At 59.7% G+C, this 16020-nt stretch carries 15 protein-coding genes; 3 read left to right on the forward strand and 12 right to left on the reverse strand.

The window, feature by feature from the left end; genetic code table 11:
• Window positions 1-98 precede the first annotated feature (98 nt).
• From EDF70_RS03620 to EDF70_RS03650, 6 genes are all read right to left on the reverse strand, one after another.
• Window positions 99-1010, reverse strand: a complete 912-nt coding sequence (locus EDF70_RS03620) for a sugar kinase (protein WP_132271954.1) — start codon at window positions 1008-1010, stop codon at window positions 99-101.
• 239 nt (window positions 1011-1249) lie between these two features.
• Window positions 1250-2245: an oligopeptide/dipeptide ABC transporter ATP-binding protein gene (locus EDF70_RS03630; protein ID WP_132272552.1), complete on the reverse strand. Its 996-nt coding sequence runs from the start codon at window positions 2243-2245 to the stop codon at window positions 1250-1252.
• A gap of 22 nt (window positions 2246-2267) precedes the next feature.
• On the reverse strand, window positions 2268-3275 hold the full coding sequence (locus EDF70_RS03635; protein ID WP_132271956.1) for an ABC transporter ATP-binding protein: 1008 nt from the start codon (window positions 3273-3275) through the stop codon (window positions 2268-2270).
• 1 nt (window position 3276) lies between these two features.
• Window positions 3277-4194, reverse strand: coding sequence for an ABC transporter permease subunit (locus EDF70_RS03640; protein WP_132271957.1), 918 nt, complete (start codon window positions 4192-4194; stop codon window positions 3277-3279).
• Window positions 4191-5114 carry an ABC transporter permease subunit gene (locus tag EDF70_RS03645; protein ID WP_132271958.1) on the reverse strand — a complete coding sequence of 308 codons (924 nt, stop codon included), beginning with the start codon at window positions 5112-5114 and terminating at the stop codon, window positions 4191-4193. Before EDF70_RS03645 ends, EDF70_RS03640 begins: the two co-directional genes overlap by 4 nt.
• A 114-nt stretch (window positions 5115-5228) precedes the next feature.
• The gene (locus EDF70_RS03650; RefSeq protein ID WP_132271959.1) at window positions 5229-6809 is read right to left on the reverse strand and encodes a peptide ABC transporter substrate-binding protein; all 1581 of its coding nucleotides are present in this window, start codon (window positions 6807-6809) and stop codon (window positions 5229-5231) included.
• A gap of 285 nt (window positions 6810-7094) precedes the next feature.
• Between EDF70_RS03650 and EDF70_RS03655 the strand changes: the two genes are divergently transcribed.
• Window positions 7095-8738 carry an alpha-glucosidase family protein gene (locus EDF70_RS03655; RefSeq protein WP_132272553.1) on the forward strand — a complete coding sequence of 548 codons (1644 nt, stop codon included), beginning with the start codon at window positions 7095-7097 and terminating at the stop codon, window positions 8736-8738.
• 9 nt (window positions 8739-8747) lie between these two features.
• Here EDF70_RS03655 and EDF70_RS03660 read toward each other — a convergent pair whose 3' ends face one another.
• Window positions 8748-9656 (reverse strand): AraC family transcriptional regulator, encoded by a 909-nt coding sequence (locus EDF70_RS03660; protein ID WP_132271960.1) that lies wholly within the window; start codon window positions 9654-9656, stop codon window positions 8748-8750.
• A 232-nt stretch (window positions 9657-9888) separates the two neighbouring features.
• Here EDF70_RS03660 and EDF70_RS30590 point away from each other — a divergent pair, with 232 nt between their 5' ends.
• Window positions 9889-10011 (forward strand): hypothetical protein, encoded by a 123-nt coding sequence (locus EDF70_RS30590; RefSeq protein WP_281033525.1) that lies wholly within the window; start codon window positions 9889-9891, stop codon window positions 10009-10011.
• Window positions 10012-10096: 85 nt separating this feature from the next.
• Here EDF70_RS30590 and EDF70_RS03665 read toward each other — a convergent pair whose 3' ends face one another.
• From EDF70_RS03665 to EDF70_RS03680, 4 genes are all read right to left on the reverse strand, one after another.
• Window positions 10097-11338: a saccharopine dehydrogenase family protein gene (locus EDF70_RS03665; protein ID WP_132271961.1), complete on the reverse strand. Its 1242-nt coding sequence runs from the start codon at window positions 11336-11338 to the stop codon at window positions 10097-10099.
• A 67-nt stretch (window positions 11339-11405) separates the two neighbouring features.
• Window positions 11406-12503: a carboxynorspermidine decarboxylase gene (locus EDF70_RS03670; RefSeq protein WP_132271962.1), complete on the reverse strand. Its 1098-nt coding sequence runs from the start codon at window positions 12501-12503 to the stop codon at window positions 11406-11408.
• A 108-nt stretch (window positions 12504-12611) separates the two neighbouring features.
• Complete coding sequence (locus EDF70_RS03675; RefSeq protein ID WP_132271963.1) at window positions 12612-12866, reverse strand: hypothetical protein; 255 nt, start codon at window positions 12864-12866, stop codon at window positions 12612-12614.
• Window positions 12863-13063 carry a hypothetical protein gene (locus EDF70_RS03680; protein ID WP_132271964.1) on the reverse strand — a complete coding sequence of 67 codons (201 nt, stop codon included), beginning with the start codon at window positions 13061-13063 and terminating at the stop codon, window positions 12863-12865. The genes EDF70_RS03675 and EDF70_RS03680 overlap by 4 nt, the downstream gene beginning before the upstream one ends.
• Before the next feature lie 189 nt (window positions 13064-13252).
• Between EDF70_RS03680 and EDF70_RS03685 the strand changes: the two genes are divergently transcribed.
• Window positions 13253-14095 carry an alpha/beta hydrolase gene (locus tag EDF70_RS03685; protein WP_132271965.1) on the forward strand — a complete coding sequence of 281 codons (843 nt, stop codon included), beginning with the start codon at window positions 13253-13255 and terminating at the stop codon, window positions 14093-14095.
• A 125-nt stretch (window positions 14096-14220) separates the two neighbouring features.
• On the opposite strand, the gene ade is transcribed toward EDF70_RS03685, so the two are convergent.
• A complete protein-coding gene (gene ade, locus EDF70_RS03690; RefSeq protein WP_132271966.1) occupies window positions 14221-15915 on the reverse strand; it encodes an adenine deaminase in 1695 nt (564 codons plus the stop codon).
• Window positions 15916-16020 lie beyond the last annotated feature (105 nt).

The following is a 16020-nucleotide window of genomic DNA, read 5'->3' on the forward strand; positions in this document are numbered from 1 at the left end:
GAAGTATCACGTAAATCCATTGAGATTGTGTGATTTATATCCGTAAGAAAACGGCGCCGGCCGAGAGAAAAACACGGCGCGGTTTCTGGTTTTTTCTTTCAGCGCGGTAGAAGAGACGGATCGATCAGCGCGCCGTGATGGCCGATGACCGTGGTTGCGACGGCGGCGCCATGGGCGGCGGCCTCGGCCGGCGTTGCGCCGGTCAACAGGCGTGACAGGAAGCCGCCGTTAAAACTGTCGCCGGCGCTGGTCGTGTCGACCACGGCCTTTGCCTCCACGGCCGGCACATGCTGTACGTCACCGCCAAAACTCAGCGTCACGCCGTTGGGGCCGTCCTTGACCACGACATTGGCGACGCCGAGGGCGTGGTAACGGGCAATGGTTGCGGCGACGTCCGCGTCGCCGAAATGGGCCTTTTCGTCGTCGAAGCTCGGCAGCACGAGGGTCGAGGCGCGGGCGCCATCCTCGATCGTCTTCAGCATGACGTCTTTACCGGCCCAGAGGCGCGGGCGGATGTTGGGGTCGAAGGCGACCGTCTTGCCGGCTGCTTTTGCGCGACGCAGTTCGGAAAACAGCGTGTCGATGGCGTCGGGGGCGAGAATGCCCAGCGTGATGCCGGAGAAATAGATGATGTCGGAGGCTTCGATGGCGCGGCGCAGGTGGTCTGCATCGTCGGCCAGCTTTTTGGCGGCGGCGGTGTCGCGCCAGTAGCTGAAGGTGCGCTCGCCGTCCTTCAGGGTGATGAGGTAGAGGCCGGGTGTCTTGGCCGCGATCTGGCGGATATGACTGGTGCCGATCCCGGCACCCTGCATCATCGCCAGCATTTCGCCGGAGAGCGGATCGTCACCGAGGGCGGTGAAATAATCGACGGACCAATCGGCGGGCAGACAGGCGCGGGAATACCAGGCGGTGTTGAATGTGTCGCCGGCAAAGCCGCGTCGCAACAGGCCATCACCCGCCTGCGACAGTTCCACCATGCATTCGCCGATCGACAAAAACTTTCCGCCCAAAACCGTTCTCCCAACAATTTTCGTCATTTGGCGATACGCGATGATGGTTTGGGAGGCAAGGGTGGAGTGGCGGCTCGGCTTGATGGCAAACCTTCCAATCTCCGATTTCGTCATCCCAGGGCTTGTCCCTAGGATCTAACCACGCAGATGATATGAGGCCGTTGCAGATCCTCGGGACAAGCCCGAGGATGACGATGGAGAGGTTTGCCACCTTTGTTTACAGGCCGAGAGCAGAAGCCTTACGCCTCCGGCGGCCGATCCATATGATAACACGCCGCCGACTGGCCCGGACGCACCAGTTCGGTCACCGGCATCTTGGTGCGACAGATATCCGTCGCCTTCCAGCAGCGTGGCTGGAAAGGGCAGCCCGGCGGCGGGTTCATCGGCGAGGGCGGATCGCCCTGCAGGCGGATGCGGCTACGTTGGCGGGCAAGTTTCGGGTCGGGGATCGGGGCCGCCGAAAAGAGGGCCTGCGTATAGGGATGCGCCGGGTGGTTGAACACGGTGGCGCAGTCGCCGGCTTCAACGATGCGGCCGAGATACAGCACCAGAACATCATCCGAAATCAGCCGCACGACGGACAAGTCGTGGCTGATGAAGATCAGGATGAGGCCGAACTCCTTGCGCAGCTTGCGCAACAGCGTGATCACCTGTCCTTGGATCGACACGTCGAGCGCCGAGACCGGCTCGTCGCAGACGATCAGTTTTGGCCGCGTGATGACGGCGCGGGCGATGCCGATACGCTGGGCCTGACCGCCGGAAAACTCGTGCGGATAACGGTTGATCATTTCCGGCACGAGGCCGACGGCGTTCATGATCTCGCGCACCCGCTCGGTGCGCTGGGCGCGGTTGAGCTTTGGTTCGAACACGGTCAGCGGTTCGGCGATGATATCGCCCACCGTCATGCGCGGATCGAGCGAGGCGATCGGATCCTGAAAGATGATCTGCATGTCGCGGCGCGCCATGCGGATCTGTTCCGGCGAAAGGTCCAGCAGGTTCTTGCCCTGCCAGACAACCCGGCCTTTCTGGGCACGGATCAATTGCAGGATGGACCGGCCGAGCGTGGATTTGCCGCAGCCGCTTTCGCCGACGATGCCGAGCGTGCGGCCTTCCTTCAGTTCGAACGACACGTCGTTGACGGCCGTCAGCATGGTCGGCTTCTTGAAGAAGGACTTTGCCTGGATCTCGAACTGGGTGGTGAGGTTTTCGACCTTGAGCAGGGTCGGGGCTGACAATGTCTGATCCAATGTTTGCTGATTAGGCATGGGTCAACAGCTCCTCGAGACGCGGGAAGGGGTGGAAACAGGCGGCGCAATGCTGCGGCGCCACGGTTTCGAGCTGTGGTGGACCATCGATACAGTCGTCTTCCGCCTTGGGACAGCGCGGCGAGAAATTGCAGCCTTTTGGCAGATGCTGCAGGTTGGGCGGGCGGCCGGGAATGACGACGAGTTCATCGACATCCTGATCGGGCCGAGGGATCGCCGCATGCAGGGCTGCAGTGTAGGGATGGGCCGGGTTTTCGTACAGCTCGTCCACCGGCGCTTCCTCGACGATGCGTCCGGCATACATGACGGCAACACGGTCGGCGAGGCCGGCAACGACGCCGAGATCGTGGGTGATCATCAACAGCGCCGTGTTCATCTCGGCGGTCAGATCGTTGAAGAGGTCGAGGATCTGCGCCTGTATGGTGACGTCGAGTGCTGTGGTCGGTTCGTCGGCAATCAGCAGTTTCGGTTTGGTGAGCAGCGCCATGGCGATGACGATGCGCTGGCGCATGCCGCCCGACAGTTCGTGCGGGTAGAGATTGAAGCGGCGGGTCGGGTCAGGGATGCCGACACGTTTCAACATATCCAGCGCCTCGACGGAGGCCGCACGGGCGGTGAAGCCGCGATGAATCTCAAGCTGTTCCGTCAGTTGCCGGGAGATCTTGAGAGATGGATTCAAGGCGGTCATCGGGTCCTGAAAGACCATGGCCATGTCCTTGCCGCGCACCTTGTCGAGTTCGCGCGGTTTCAGCGCCAGCACATCGCGGCCTTCCAGAAGCGCCTGACCGGAGGTCTGGCCGTTCTTGGCGAGCAGGCCCATCAGGCCGAGGAATGTCTGGCTCTTTCCCGATCCGCTCTCGCCGACGATGGCGATGCGCTCGCCGCGCTTGACGGTGAGGTTCATGCCCGACACGGCCTTCACGTCGCCATCCGGCGTCTTGAAGGTGATCGAATAGTCCTTCAACTCGAGAAGGACGTCGTTTTTAATTGTGTCTGTCATGTCAGCGATCCTTCGGGTCGAACGCATCGCGCAGGCCGTCGCCGATGAACAGCAGGCTAAGCAGAAGCGAGACGAGGAAGACGGCCGGGAAGGCCAGAAGCCACGGCATGCTTTCCATGGCATCGGTGCCTTCGGCAATCAGCGTGCCGAGCGAGGTCAGCGGTTCCTGAACGCCGAAACCGAGATAGGAAAGAAAGCTCTCGGTCGCGATGATTTCCGGCACGGTGAGGGCCGCAAAAATGACCACCGGCCCGACGAGGTTCGGGATGATGTGTTTTGTGATGATCTTCAGCGGCTTCTGGCCGGAAGCGCGGGCGGCCTCGACGAATTCGCGGTGTTTCAGCGACAGTGTCTGGCCGCGCACGATGCGGGCCATGGTCAGCCATTCCAGTGCGCCGATCGCTGCGAAGAGCAGGTAGACGTTGCGGCCAAAGATGACCATCAGCAGGATGACGAACAGGATGTAGGGAAGCGCGTACATGATGTCGACGAAGCGCATCATGATCGAATCCAGACGTCCGCCGAAATAACCGGAAATCGCGCCGTAAAGCACGCCGATCACCACCGAGACCAGCGTGGCGACGAAGGCGACGGCGAGCGAGACGCGGGTGCCGTAGAGCACGCGGGCCAAGAGGTCGCGGCCGTTTGGGTCGGTGCCAAAATAGTGGCCGTCTTCCCAGGAGGGCGGGGCGCGGAAGGCGGCCCAGTCCGGGTCTTCGTAACCGTGCGGGATAAAGTAGGGGCCGAGGAAGGCGGCGAGGATGAGCAGCGCCAGGACAACGATCGATACGACCGCCGCCTTGTTGCGACAGAGCCTGCGCATGGCGTCTTTTGTCAGCGAACGACCTTCCGGGGAAAGACCTTCCGCTTCCAGCAGTTCGGCTGCGAGCAGCTCTCTTTTTGCGGGATTGAGGATCATCTGTTTCTCACTTTCGGGTCAAGCCAGGCATAGGCGATGTCGACGATGAGGTTCAGGAAGACGATCAGCACCATGTAGAAAATGACCGTGCCGAGAACCATGCCGTAATCGCGGTTGAGTGCGGCGTTGATGAAGTAGCGGCCGATGCCGGGAAGCCCAAAAATGCTTTCGACGACCAGCGAGCCGGTGAGAAGGTAACTTGCCGCGGGGCCGAGATAGGAAACCACCGGCATCATGGCGGGTTTGAGCGCATGGCGCATGACCGTTAGGCGCGGGCCGATGCCCTTGGCCTTGGCGGTGCGGATAAAGTTCTGGTTCATCACCTCGATCATCGAACCGCGGGTGATACGCGAGATGCGCCCCGCATGCGGCAGCGCCATGACGACGACCGGCAGAACAAGGAATTTCAGCGAGCCATCCCCCCAGCCGCCGACGGGCAGCCACGCAAGCTGGATGCCGAACACAAGTTGGAGGATGGGGGCGATGAGAAAGTTCGGGAACACGACGCCCACCAGAATCATCGCGCCGAGGACGTAGTCCGGCATCTTGTTCTGATAGAGCGCCCCAAGACAGCCGACGGCGACGCCGATGATGATGGCAAGTGCGAAGGCCGTCATGCCGAGCGTGAACGTGTAGGGCAGGCCGATCATGATCTGCTGGGCGACGTTGAAGTCCTCGCTGGAGAAGGAAGGACCAAGGTCGCCGCGCAGCAGATCGCCGACGTAATAGAAATATTGCTGGATCAGCGGCTTATCCAGATTGTAGTGGGCCGCGAGGTTCTGGAGGATCGCCGGGGGCAGCGAGCGTTCGCCATCGAACGGGCCGCCGGGTGCGAGGCGAAGGACGAAAAAGCAGGCTGTCACGGCGATCCACAAGACCGGGATCGTCGACAGCAATCGACGGAAGGCATAACTGAGCATATTGGTTCGGATCGGGTCTTTTTACCTCGGCGTGATGAAGCGCCCTAAAGCGCTACAGCGTCGTGCACGATGAACGCGCACGACGCTGCCAGACAAAAGAGCCTAGACTCCCTGTTATTCTTTGATCGAGAGCCAGCGCGTGCGGTGTGTATCCTGCACGTTGTCTTCGAAACCCGAGATTTTCGGAGAAACCACGTTTTTGGAAACGTAGTAGTAGATCGGCAGCGCGGCTGAATCGTCGAGTGCGATCTGTTCGGCCTGCTTGAAGAGCTCTGCGCGCTTCTTCAGATCCTTGTTGGCATTGCCATCGCGGATCAGCTTGTCGTATTCGGCGTTTGTCCAGCGACCATAGTTGTTCGGAACGCCGGTCATCAGCAGGTTGAGAAAATTGTCCGGGTCGTTGTAGTCGGCGAGCCAGCCTGCGCGACCGACCTGCACGTCACCACGCTGCAGCTGGTCGTAATGCACCTTGGTTTCGGCATTGACGAGCTGAACGTTGACGCCGAGCGGCTTCCACATGGCGGCGATCGCAACAGCGATGCGCTTGTGGTTGTCGTTGGTGTTGTACTTCAGTTCCAGCGACAGCGGCTTGTCCGGGCCGAAACCTGCTTCGGTCAAAAGCTTCTTGGCTTCCTCGACCTTCTGCTTGTAGGGCTCGTCCTTCCACGAAACGTAAGCCGGCTCGCCATAGTTGGCAGTGCCCGGCGGAACCCAGGAATAGGCCGGCAGTTCGCCGGTGCCCAGAATCTGCGGGCCGATCACTTCGCGGTTGATCGCCATGGAGAGCGCCTGACGGACGCGCTTGTCGGCGGTCGGGCCTTTCTGCGAGTTGATGACGTAATAATAGAGACCGGAGAACGGGGCGACATGCGCCTGGCCCGGCAGGTTCTTCTTCATCCACTCGTACTGGTCGGTCGGGAAGTCGGTGAGGATGTCGAATTCACCGGCGCGGTAACGCTTCAGTGCGGCTTCCTGATCTTCCAGAACGAAGAACTTTGCGCCGTCGATCTTGATGTCGGCTGCGCCGTAATACTGGTCGTTCTTGGTGGTGGTGACGTGGGAACCCGGAACCCATTCGACCGGCTTGTATGGGCCGTTGGTGACGATCGTGCCGATCTTCACCCAGTCTGCGCCCTTGGCTTCCACGACGTGCTTGGGCAGCGGATAGGCCGTGTAATGCATCAGGGCGTTGATGAAATAGGGAGTGGGGTTTTCAAGGGTGATTTCGAGCGTCTTGTCGTCGATCGCCTTCACGCCGAGTTGGCTGGCATCGGCGATTTCGCCCTTGTTGATCTTTTCAGCGTTCTTGATCGTGTATTGCAGGTAGGCGTAGTCGGCAGCGGCCTTCGGGTCCATCAGGCGCTGGAAGGCGAAAACGAAGTCGCCGGCGGTGACCGGCTTGCCGTCGGACCACTTGATGCCGTCGCGCAGCTTGAAAGTGTAGACGAGGCCGTCGTCGGAGATGGTCCAGCTTTCGGCCTGACCCGGGATCGGGTTGACCTTGGCATCTTCGGTCACGAGGCCTTCAAAGATGTCGCCGGCGATGCGGTTTTCCCAGTCACCGGACAATTTCTGTGGATCGAGCGACTGCGGATCGCCGCCATTGTGGATATTGATCGTCGCTGCCTGGGCGGAACAGGCCAGCAATGCGCCAAACATTGCCGTCGCCAAAAACTTCTTGCTGAAGTGATACATGGGAAACCCCCACCTTTCTAAGGCTTCTAAGCCTCTTTTTCATTCATGTTCCCGTTTTCCGACATGCGGAAAGGCGGCAGACTAGTGCCGCAATTGGGACATTGTAACCCCCCGAATTTTTGGGGGTTGTGCGTCACCAACTATGAGCATGTCATCGAGATTGCACCTATCGCGATCAAAATACCGTTCAAAACTCTGTTACGAACGGTCTGGCTGCTCTCGGTTGCCTTTTGTCTCACGGGGCTTAGTTTGGCAGGAACCGAACTCTACGAGAGGTATATGCTTATGATTTCGCAGGCAGGAATCCGATCCGATTGGTGGCGCGGGGCCGTGATCTATCAGGTCTATCCGCGCTCCTTCCAGGACACCACGGGTGACGGGCTGGGCGACATCAAGGGCATTACCGGAAGGCTGGGGCATATTGCCTCGCTCGGCGTCGACGCCATCTGGCTGTCCCCGTTTTTCACTTCGCCGATGGCCGACATGGGCTATGACGTTTCGGACTATTGCAATGTCGATCCGATGTTCGGCACGCTTGCCGATTTCGACGAGATGATGACGGAGGCGCATCGGCTCGGCCTGAAGGTCATTATCGATCAGGTGATTTCCCACACATCCGACCAGCACCCGTGGTTCATCGAAAGCCGGTCGAGCCGCACCAATGCGAAGGCCGACTGGTTCGTCTGGGCCGATCCCAAGCCGGACGGCACGGCGCCGACCAACTGGCTCTCCATCTTCGGCGGGCCGGGCTGGGAATGGGATGGCGTGCGCAAGCAATATTACATGCACAACTTTCTCATCTCGCAGCCGGATCTCAATTTTCACAATCCGGATGTGCAGGATGCCATGCTGGACACGGTCAAATTCTGGCTCGACCGCGGCGTCGACGGCTTTCGCCTCGACACCGTGAACTATTATTTCCACGACAAACAGCTGCGCAACAATCCGCCGATGGTCTATGACACAGACGGCGCCGGGATGGAGACCGACACCAATCCCTATTCGATGCAGAACCACCTCTATGACAAGACGCAGCCGGAAAACATTGATTTCCTAAAGCGTTTTCGCGCGCTGCTGGACAGTTACGAGGGCAGGGCGAGTGTCGGTGAGGTGGGCGACGGGCCGCGTTCGCTGAACACGCTGGCGCTCTACACGACCGGCAATGACAAGCTGCACATGTGCTACACGTTCGACCTGCTGGGACCGGCGTTTTCGGCAAGTTATATCCGCAAGGTTATGCAGACGGTGCTCGACACGGTGGTCAACGGCTGGGTCTGCTGGGCGTTTTCCAACCACGATGTTATCCGTCACGTCACCCGTTTTATCGAGACACCGGAGGAGCAGGACCGCGTTGCAAAGATTTCCGCGACGCTGATTGCCACGCTGCGCGGTTCGATCTGCCTTTATCAGGGCGAGGAACTGGGCCTGACGGAAGCCGAACTTTCCTTCGAGGATCTGCGCGACCCCTATGGCATCCGCTTCTGGCCGGCCTTCAAGGGCCGCGACGGATGCCGCACGCCGATGGTGTGGGACAGCGCCAAGCCGCATGCGGGCTTCACCGATGGCAGCAAGACATGGCTGCCGGTGCCAGCCGAACATGCCGTGCGCGCCGTCGATGCGCAGGAAAAACTGGCGGTTTCGGTGCTGGCGCATTACCGCGCGACGATCGCTTTCCGCAAATCGCATGCGGCGCTGATCGACGGCGACATGACGTTTATCGAGACCAATCAGGATCTGCTGGCCTTCGAGCGTGAGAAGGGCGGCGAAAAGCTGCTGTTCGTCTACAATCTCACCCGCGAGCCGCAGAATTTTACGCTGCCGAAGCGGTTGGCGGGTGTAATGCCGGTCAACCTGCCGGGCTTCGTGTCGACGCTTGAGGGCGGTGTCGTCAAGCTCGATGCCATCGATGTGTTTTGCGCGCGGGTGTGAGCTTTTGGCTCATGCTTCGGCGTAACTGTTCGGCTCACCCCGTACCCGCGAAATATCGCGGATTGGCGGGGCGCCGAACAGGCGGCGATATTCGCGGCTGAACTGCGAGGGGCTGTCGTAGCCGACCCGGTGCGCTGCGGTGGCGGCGTCCAGTGCTTCGGCCAATATCATCCGGCGGGCTTCCTGCAGGCGCAGCTGTTTCTGGTATTGCAGCGGGCTCATGGCCGTCACTTCGCGAAAATGTTCGTGCAGCGAAGATGAACTCATGTTGGCTTCGCTGGCGACGCGATCGATGGAAAACGGTTTTGCGTAATTGTCGCGGATCCAGGAAATCGCGCGGTTGACCTGCTGCAGGCGGCTTTCCGGCATCAGCATGTGGCGCACCTTGTGGGCCTGTTCGCCGCGCATCAGCCGGTAGAGCAATTCGCGTTCGGCCAGCGGTGCGAGGAAATCGATATCCTCCGGCGTGTCGAGCAGGTGGGTCAGGCGCAGAGCGGCATCGAGAAAACTCGGCGAGGCTTCGCTGACGCACAGGCCCTTGCCGCAGCGGGCCGAGGGCAGTTCGGTGGCCGGGCGCGGCATTTCCATCAGCATCGAGCCAAGCGCCGCCATGTCGAGCGCCAGAAGCAGCGACATATAGGGCTTTTCCGGGCTGGCCTCGACGATGCGGTTGATGACCGGCAGTTCGACCGAGACCACGAGATGGCGGCCGGCGCCGTATTCATAGGTGTGGTCGGCAAGCGTCACATGTTTGGTGCCCTGCACGACGATGCAGAGCGACGGCTGGGTGACGCCGCGCACCGGTTCGGTGGGGTTGGACATGCGGATCAGCGACAGATTGGGAATTTTTGTCGGATGAACGCCGTCGCAATCGGTGTGTTGTGCAATTTTTGTGACAAGTGTTGCGAGGTGATCCATCACGTCTTCTCCAGGCCGTATGTTGAAAACGGCCATTTTACAGCCGTATTCGATGATCCCTTCTACAATTGGAAATGGTTTTTTGCCAGAGGCCAAAACAGGCTTTCGTAGAATTGTGCAATCATCGCGGAGGTCTGGTCTACCGTGTTCGGCGGCGAAGGGCGCATATGGTGGCCATCGGATGGCGCAAGCCGGTGCCACCCATCACCACAAACCAACAGAGGAGACGGTCATGACCGGATTGACACAGCTATTGCACACCGCTCGCCTGATGGTGGGCAATCTTGTCCGCTTCGTCGAGCGGCAGATCGCCGAACGGCGTGCCGCCAAGCCGCGCCGTTACTTGAACGGCTGATCTGTATATCGGTGCACCCAACGGAAAAGGCCCGCGATCGCTCGCGGGCCTTTCGTCATTTCAGCATTCAGGCAGTGCCCGCATCTCAATCGAAATGCAGCTCGCGCTCGCCCTGTTCGTCGCGGATGCAGGTCTGCAGGCCGATCTTGTTCAGAATGTTGAGGAACGGGCGGGGTGCCAGCTCTTCGACGTTGGCCATCTTCTTGACGTCCCATTCGCCGGTGGCGACCAGCATCGCTGCCGCGACAGGCGGAACGCCTGCCGTGTAGGAGATGCCCTGGCTGCCGACTTCGTTGAAGGCTTCCTTGTGGTCGGCGACGTTGTAGATGAACACCGTGCGTTCCTTGCCGTCCTTCGTGCCCTTGACGAAGTCACCGATGCAGGTCTTGCCTTCATATTCCGGCGCCAGCGACGAAGGGTCGGGCAGGCAGGCCTTTACGACCTTGAGCGGCACGACTTCCGAGCCGTCAGCGAGTTTTACGGGCTGTTCGGACAGAAGGCCGATGTTTTTGAGGACGGTGAAGACGTTGATGTAGTGATCACCAAAGCCCATCCAGAAGCGCACGTCGGCGCCGTCCATGTTCTTGGCCAGCGAATGCACTTCGTCATGGCCGCAGAGATAGGCGCGGCGGGTGCCGACGACCGGCAGGTCGTAGTCCTTGCCGATTTCGAACATCTTGTTGACGTTCCATTCGCCGCCCTGCCACGAATAGACAACACCGGTGAACTCGCGGAAGTTGATTTCCGGGTCAAAATTGGTGGCGAAATATTTGCCATGGCTGCCGGCATTGATGTCGACGATATCGACGTCCGTGACGGTATCGAGATATTCGTCCTTGGCCAGACGCGCATAGGCGTTGACGACGCCCGGATCAAAACCGGCGCCGAGGATGGCGGTGATGCCCTTTTCCTCGCATTCTGCAGCGCGCTTCCACTCGTAGTTACCGTACCACGGCGGCGTTTCGCAGATCTTGTTCGGCTCTTCGTGGATGGCGGTGTCGATATAGGCGACGCCGGTATCCATGCAGGCGCGCAGCACCGACATGTTCAAGAAAGCGGTGCCGACATTGATAACGATCTGGCTGCCGGTCTTTACGATCAGGGCCTTGGTGGCTTCGATGTCCAGCGCGTCGAGCGCGTGACCTTCGAGCACGCCTTCCTGCTTCATCGCCTTCTTCTCGTGGACCGAGGCGATGATGGCGTCGCATTTCGACTTGGTGCGCGATGCGATATTTATATCACCGAGGACATCGTTGTTCTGCGCACACTTGTGGGCAACGACCTGTGCGACGCCGCCGGCGCCGATGATGAGCACGTTCTTTTTCATTCTGGGGACCACTCCTTGCGTCCAATCGTCAGAAAGTCTTGTCCTGTGGGCCTTTGGCCCTTTCTGATCAGGAAAGGCTCTGTTCGTAGTCCGTGTAGTCAAACTCACGGACCGTCCTGAGGCTGCCATCCAGTTCCCGAATGGCGATTGCCGGCATTTTCACGCCGTTAAACCAGTTTTTCTTGACCATCGTGTAGCCGGCAGCATCCTGGAACGAGATGCGGTCGCCGACCTTTACCTCTTCGGGGAAGTCGAATTCCCCAAAAATGTCTCCGGCAAGGCATGACTTGCCGCAGACCATCGCACGATGGGGTCCCTGGTTCGGGTGAACCTTGGCATTCTCACGATAGATCAGGAGATCCAGCATGTGTGCTTCGATGGAACTATCCACCACGACAAGGTTCTTGCCGTTGTAAAGGGTGTCGAGGACGGTGGTTTCCAGCGTCGTCGATCTGGTGATCGAGGCTTCGCCCGGCTCGAGATAGACCTGCACGCCATATTCGCCGGAGAAGCGCTTCAAGCGCTCGGCAAACTGGTCGACCGGGTAATCATCGCCGGTGAAATGGATGCCGCCGCCAAGCGAAACCCATTCGGCCTTCTTCAGCAGCGGCGCGAATTTTTCTTCGATGTCGCCCAGCATGCGGTCGAACAGGGCAAAATCCTTGTTCTCGCAGTTGTTGTGGATCATGAAGCCGGTGATCATGTCCATGACCGGCTCGACCTGTTTCAGATCCCATTCGCCCAGCCGCGAGAAGGGGCGGGCTGGGTCTGCCAGATCGAAGCTCGACGACGAGACGCCGGGGTTGAGGCGCAGGCCGCGGGTGATACCGGAAGACTGGCCTTCGAAACGCTGCAGCTGGCCGATCGAGTTGAAGATGATCTTGTCGGCGTGCGACACGACCTCGTCGATCTCGTAATCGGCATAAGCCACGGAATAGGCGTGGGTTTCCTTGCCGAAACGTTCGTGGCCGAGACGGACTTCATTCAGCGAGGACGAGGTGGTGCCGTCCATGTAATCGCGCATGAAATCGAAGACGGACCATGTGGCGAAACATTTCAGTGCCAGCAATGCCTTGGCGCCCGACTTCTCACGCACAGCGGCAATCCGTTCCATGTTCTGGAGCAGTTTGGACTTGTCGATGAGGTAGTAAGGTGTCTGCAGCATTTTTGTCGGGTGGCCTTCTTACGGTTATTCTAAAACGTAAGGGGGCCTATTGCCTGACGCAGATGACATCTTCAAGACCCAACACGCGATTGTTTGCCCGAAAAGGTACTAGTTCACGAGCTTGTCGTAATCGGCGTGGGATCCGATCCAGAACCAGATGACGTTGTCACCCTCCTTGATGGCGAGTGCGCGCCAGGATTTCCCCACGCGGGCGGACCAGAATTTGCCCAGCGATTTGAAATGCAGCGACGGGTGCTTCGGGTCAGTTTTCAGCAGTTCGAAATTCGCGTCGGCGAGGTTTTGCACCTGTCGCGGCAGCCGGTGGTAGGTGTCCCAAAATCCGGCCGTCGCGTGATGGTTCACAGAGGCCGTGTCCTTCCGGCCCGAAATTCGGCAAGGGCGCCCTCGGCGAGCCTATCGAGCTTTCCGCCCGCGCTGTCGTTTTCGATCCGTCTATCCCATTGAGCGGCCTGAAAGGCCTCAAACCAGGCGGAAAAGGCTTCCAGCTCCTCGCTGTTCAGTTCGGATACGGATTTTTCGATCTGTTCGAGCTTGGTCATGTCGGAACTCTAAATCAGGCGGCTGTGGGCGATATAGCAGAATACCCAGTTCTGTTGAAGTTCAGCTTTTTATTGCGATTTGCAAAATTGACAGTTCATCATATCGTGGCGCCGCGCCGCCCACCGGAACTTCCTCAGGCGCATTCGAAAACGTCGCATGCATTTTGCCAGATCAACCGAGGGAAAATCATGAGCAGCAATTTCATTACGACCAAGGACGGCACGCAGATTTTTTACAAGGACTGGGGCGCCAAGGATGCGCAGCCGGTCGTTTTCCATCATGGCTGGCCGCTTTCGGCCGATGACTGGGATGCGCAGATGCTGTTCTTTCTCCACGAAGGATTTCGTGTCATCGCGCATGACCGGCGTGGCCATGGCCGTTCCAGCCAGACCGATACCGGCAATGAGATGGATACCTATGCCGCCGATGTCGCCGAGCTTGCCGCGCATCTGAACTTGAAAAACGCCATCCATGTCGGCCACTCCACCGGTGGCGGCGAGGTGACGCGTTATGTCGCCAAATTCGGCCAACCGCAGGGACGGGTTGCCAAGGCGGTGCTGATTGGTGCCGTGCCGCCGGTGATGGTGAAAAGCGACAAGAACCCCGGCGGGCTGCCGCTGGAAGTGTTCGACGGGTTTCGCAAGGCGCAGGCCGCCAACCGGGCGCAGTTCTTTCTCGATATACCGACCGGGCCGTTCTACGGCTATAATCGGCCAGGGGCAGAGGTCTCCGAGGGCGTTATCCGCAACTGGTGGCGACAGGGCATGATGGGCGGCACCAAGGCCCATTACGATTGCATCAAGGCGTTTTCCGAAACGGATTTCACCGAGGATCTGAAGGTGATCGATGTGCCGGTGCTGGTGATGCATGGCACGGACGACCAGATCGTGCCCTTCGAGGATTCAGCGCCGTTGTCCGTCAAGCTTCTGAAGAACGGCACGCTCAAGGTTTATGACGGCAAGCCGCATGGCGTGGCGACGACCGATCCCGATCTCGTCAATGCAGATTTGTTGGCGTTTTTCCGGGCGTAGTTGCTTAGTGGTCGTCATGCTCGGGCCTTGTCCCGAGCATCTGCTGCGTTGGCGTTTTGGCATGCGCGGTTGGATCCTCGGGACAGGCCCGAGGATGACGTCGAGAGAGGCTTTGTCGCCCCTGTTCAAATCAGCTGGAACTTGTCCACATCCACCATGCCCATGTCCGATATTTTCAGATGCGGGATGACCGGCAGCGGCAGAAAAGCCACCTGCAGGAACGGCTCTTCAAGAGTCGTTCCAAGGGCATAGGCGGACTTTCTCAAGTCATGCAGCGTGTCGCGCACCCACTCGTATGGCTCAAGGCTCATCAGGCCGGCGACGGGAAGCGCGATCTCGCCGGTGACCTTGCCGTCTTCCACCACGACGAAACCGCCGTGGATTTCGCCGAGCCGGTTGGCGGCCAGCGCCATGTCGTCCTCGGAAACGCCGACAACGCAGATATTGTGGCTGTCATGGCCGACGGTGGAGGCGATCGCGCCCTTCTTCAGGCCAAAACCCTGCACGAAACCATTGGCATGGTTGCCGTTTTTGCCGTGGCGCTCGATGACCGCGACCTTGATGATATCGCGCTCCAGATCGACGGTGGTCTGGTTGCCGGAGACCGGTAGGCGGTAACGGCGGTGTTCGGTGATGATTTTTCCGGGCATGACGCCGATGACCGGTGTTTCGCCTTCCGCGACCGGAACGCCGAAATGCATGGCCTGAACGGGGCGGGCTTTGACACTGTCCAGGCCGACCGGGGCGACGGGCTTGCGGGTGGAAAACAGTTCATCGGTGACCTTGCGACCGGCTGCAAAAACGATGTCCGCCTTGCAGTTTTCGAGACTGTCGATGATGACGAGATCGGCACGCCAGCCGGGGGCGACGAGGCCGCGATCACGCAGGCCAAATGCCTTGGCGGCGGAGATGGAGGCGGCGCGATAGACGGCAAGCGGCTCGACACCGTTGGCGATTGCCGTGCGGATCATGTAGTCGAGATGACCCTGTTCGGCGATGTCGAGCGGATTGCGATCGTCGGTGCAGAGCGCCAGATAGGGCGACAGGCGTTCGGTGAGGATCGGCATAAGCGCGTGTAGATCCTTTGAGACCGAGCCTTCGCGCACGAGGATGTGCATGCCCTTGCGGATCTTTTCGAGCGCTTCTTCCGCCGTCGTGCATTCGTGTTCGGTACGGATGCCGGCCGACAGGTAACCGTTGAGATCGAGCCCGCGCAGCAGCGGCGCGTGGCCGTCGATGTGGTCACCATAGAAGGCGTCGAGCTTGGCGAGGCAGGTCGGGTCCTTGTGGATGACGCCCGGAAAATTCATGAACTCGGCAAGGCCGATGACTTTTGGGTGATCGCGGAAGGGCAGGAGCTTTTCGATGGGCAGATCGGCACCGGCGGTTTCCAGATGCGTGGCGGGCACGCAGGACGACAGCTGGACGCGGATGTCCATGATCGTCTGTTCGGCGCTGTCGAGGAAAAACCGGATGCCATCCGCGCCGATGACATTGGCGATCTCGTGCGGATCGCAGATGGCCGTGGTGACGCCATAGGGCAGAACGCAGCGGTCGAATTCATGCGGGGTGACGAGCGAGCTCTCGATATGCAGATGCGTGTCGATGAAGCCGGGGACGACGATCTTTCCGGAAATGTCGATCTCCGTCTTGCCGACGTAATCGCCGCAGGTGCCGACGATGCGATCACTACAGATGGCGATGTCGGAGGCCACGAGTTCGCCGGTGACGAGATCGAAGAATTGTCCGCCCTTCAGCACGATATCCGCAGGCTCGCGGCCGGTGCCCTGGTCTATGAGGGTTTCGAGGCGATGGCTCATGGAGGGCTCCTGATACTGAATTGATTCCTCTCTTTAGCCGCTTGCCGGCAAAACGGGGAGGGGGATGAAGAATATAGCGTTCGTCAGGTGCTGCGCGGAATTGTC

It is taken from the genome of Neorhizobium sp. JUb45 (assembly GCF_004343585.1).
Taxonomy (GTDB): Bacteria; Pseudomonadota; Alphaproteobacteria; order Rhizobiales; family Rhizobiaceae; genus Neorhizobium.

Excerpts from the sequence above, each read along its gene's own strand:
- EDF70_RS03645 (WP_132271958.1), bottom strand. The coding sequence starts at position 5,114 with ATGCTCAGTTATGCCTTCCGTCGATTGCTGTCGACGATCCCGGTCTTG.
- EDF70_RS03650 (WP_132271959.1), bottom strand. The coding sequence starts at position 6,809 with ATGTATCACTTCAGCAAGAAGTTTTTGGCGACGGCAATGTTTGGCGCA.
- EDF70_RS03635 (WP_132271956.1), bottom strand. The coding sequence starts at position 3,275 with ATGACAGACACAATTAAAAACGACGTCCTTCTCGAGTTGAAGGACTAT.
- EDF70_RS03685 (WP_132271965.1), top strand. The coding sequence starts at position 13,253 with ATGAGCAGCAATTTCATTACGACCAAGGACGGCACGCAGATTTTTTAC.
- EDF70_RS03670 (WP_132271962.1), bottom strand. The coding sequence starts at position 12,503 with ATGCTGCAGACACCTTACTACCTCATCGACAAGTCCAAACTGCTCCAG.
- EDF70_RS03655 (WP_132272553.1), top strand. The coding sequence starts at position 7,095 with ATGATTTCGCAGGCAGGAATCCGATCCGATTGGTGGCGCGGGGCCGTG.
- EDF70_RS03665 (WP_132271961.1), bottom strand. The coding sequence starts at position 11,338 with ATGAAAAAGAACGTGCTCATCATCGGCGCCGGCGGCGTCGCACAGGTC.
- EDF70_RS03660 (WP_132271960.1), bottom strand. The coding sequence starts at position 9,656 with ATGGATCACCTCGCAACACTTGTCACAAAAATTGCACAACACACCGAT.
- ade (WP_132271966.1), bottom strand. The coding sequence starts at position 15,915 with ATGAGCCATCGCCTCGAAACCCTCATAGACCAGGGCACCGGCCGCGAG.
- EDF70_RS30590 (WP_281033525.1), top strand. The coding sequence starts at position 9,889 with ATGACCGGATTGACACAGCTATTGCACACCGCTCGCCTGATGGTGGGC.
- EDF70_RS03680 (WP_132271964.1), bottom strand. The coding sequence starts at position 13,063 with ATGACCAAGCTCGAACAGATCGAAAAATCCGTATCCGAACTGAACAGC.
- EDF70_RS03640 (WP_132271957.1), bottom strand. The coding sequence starts at position 4,194 with ATGATCCTCAATCCCGCAAAAAGAGAGCTGCTCGCAGCCGAACTGCTG.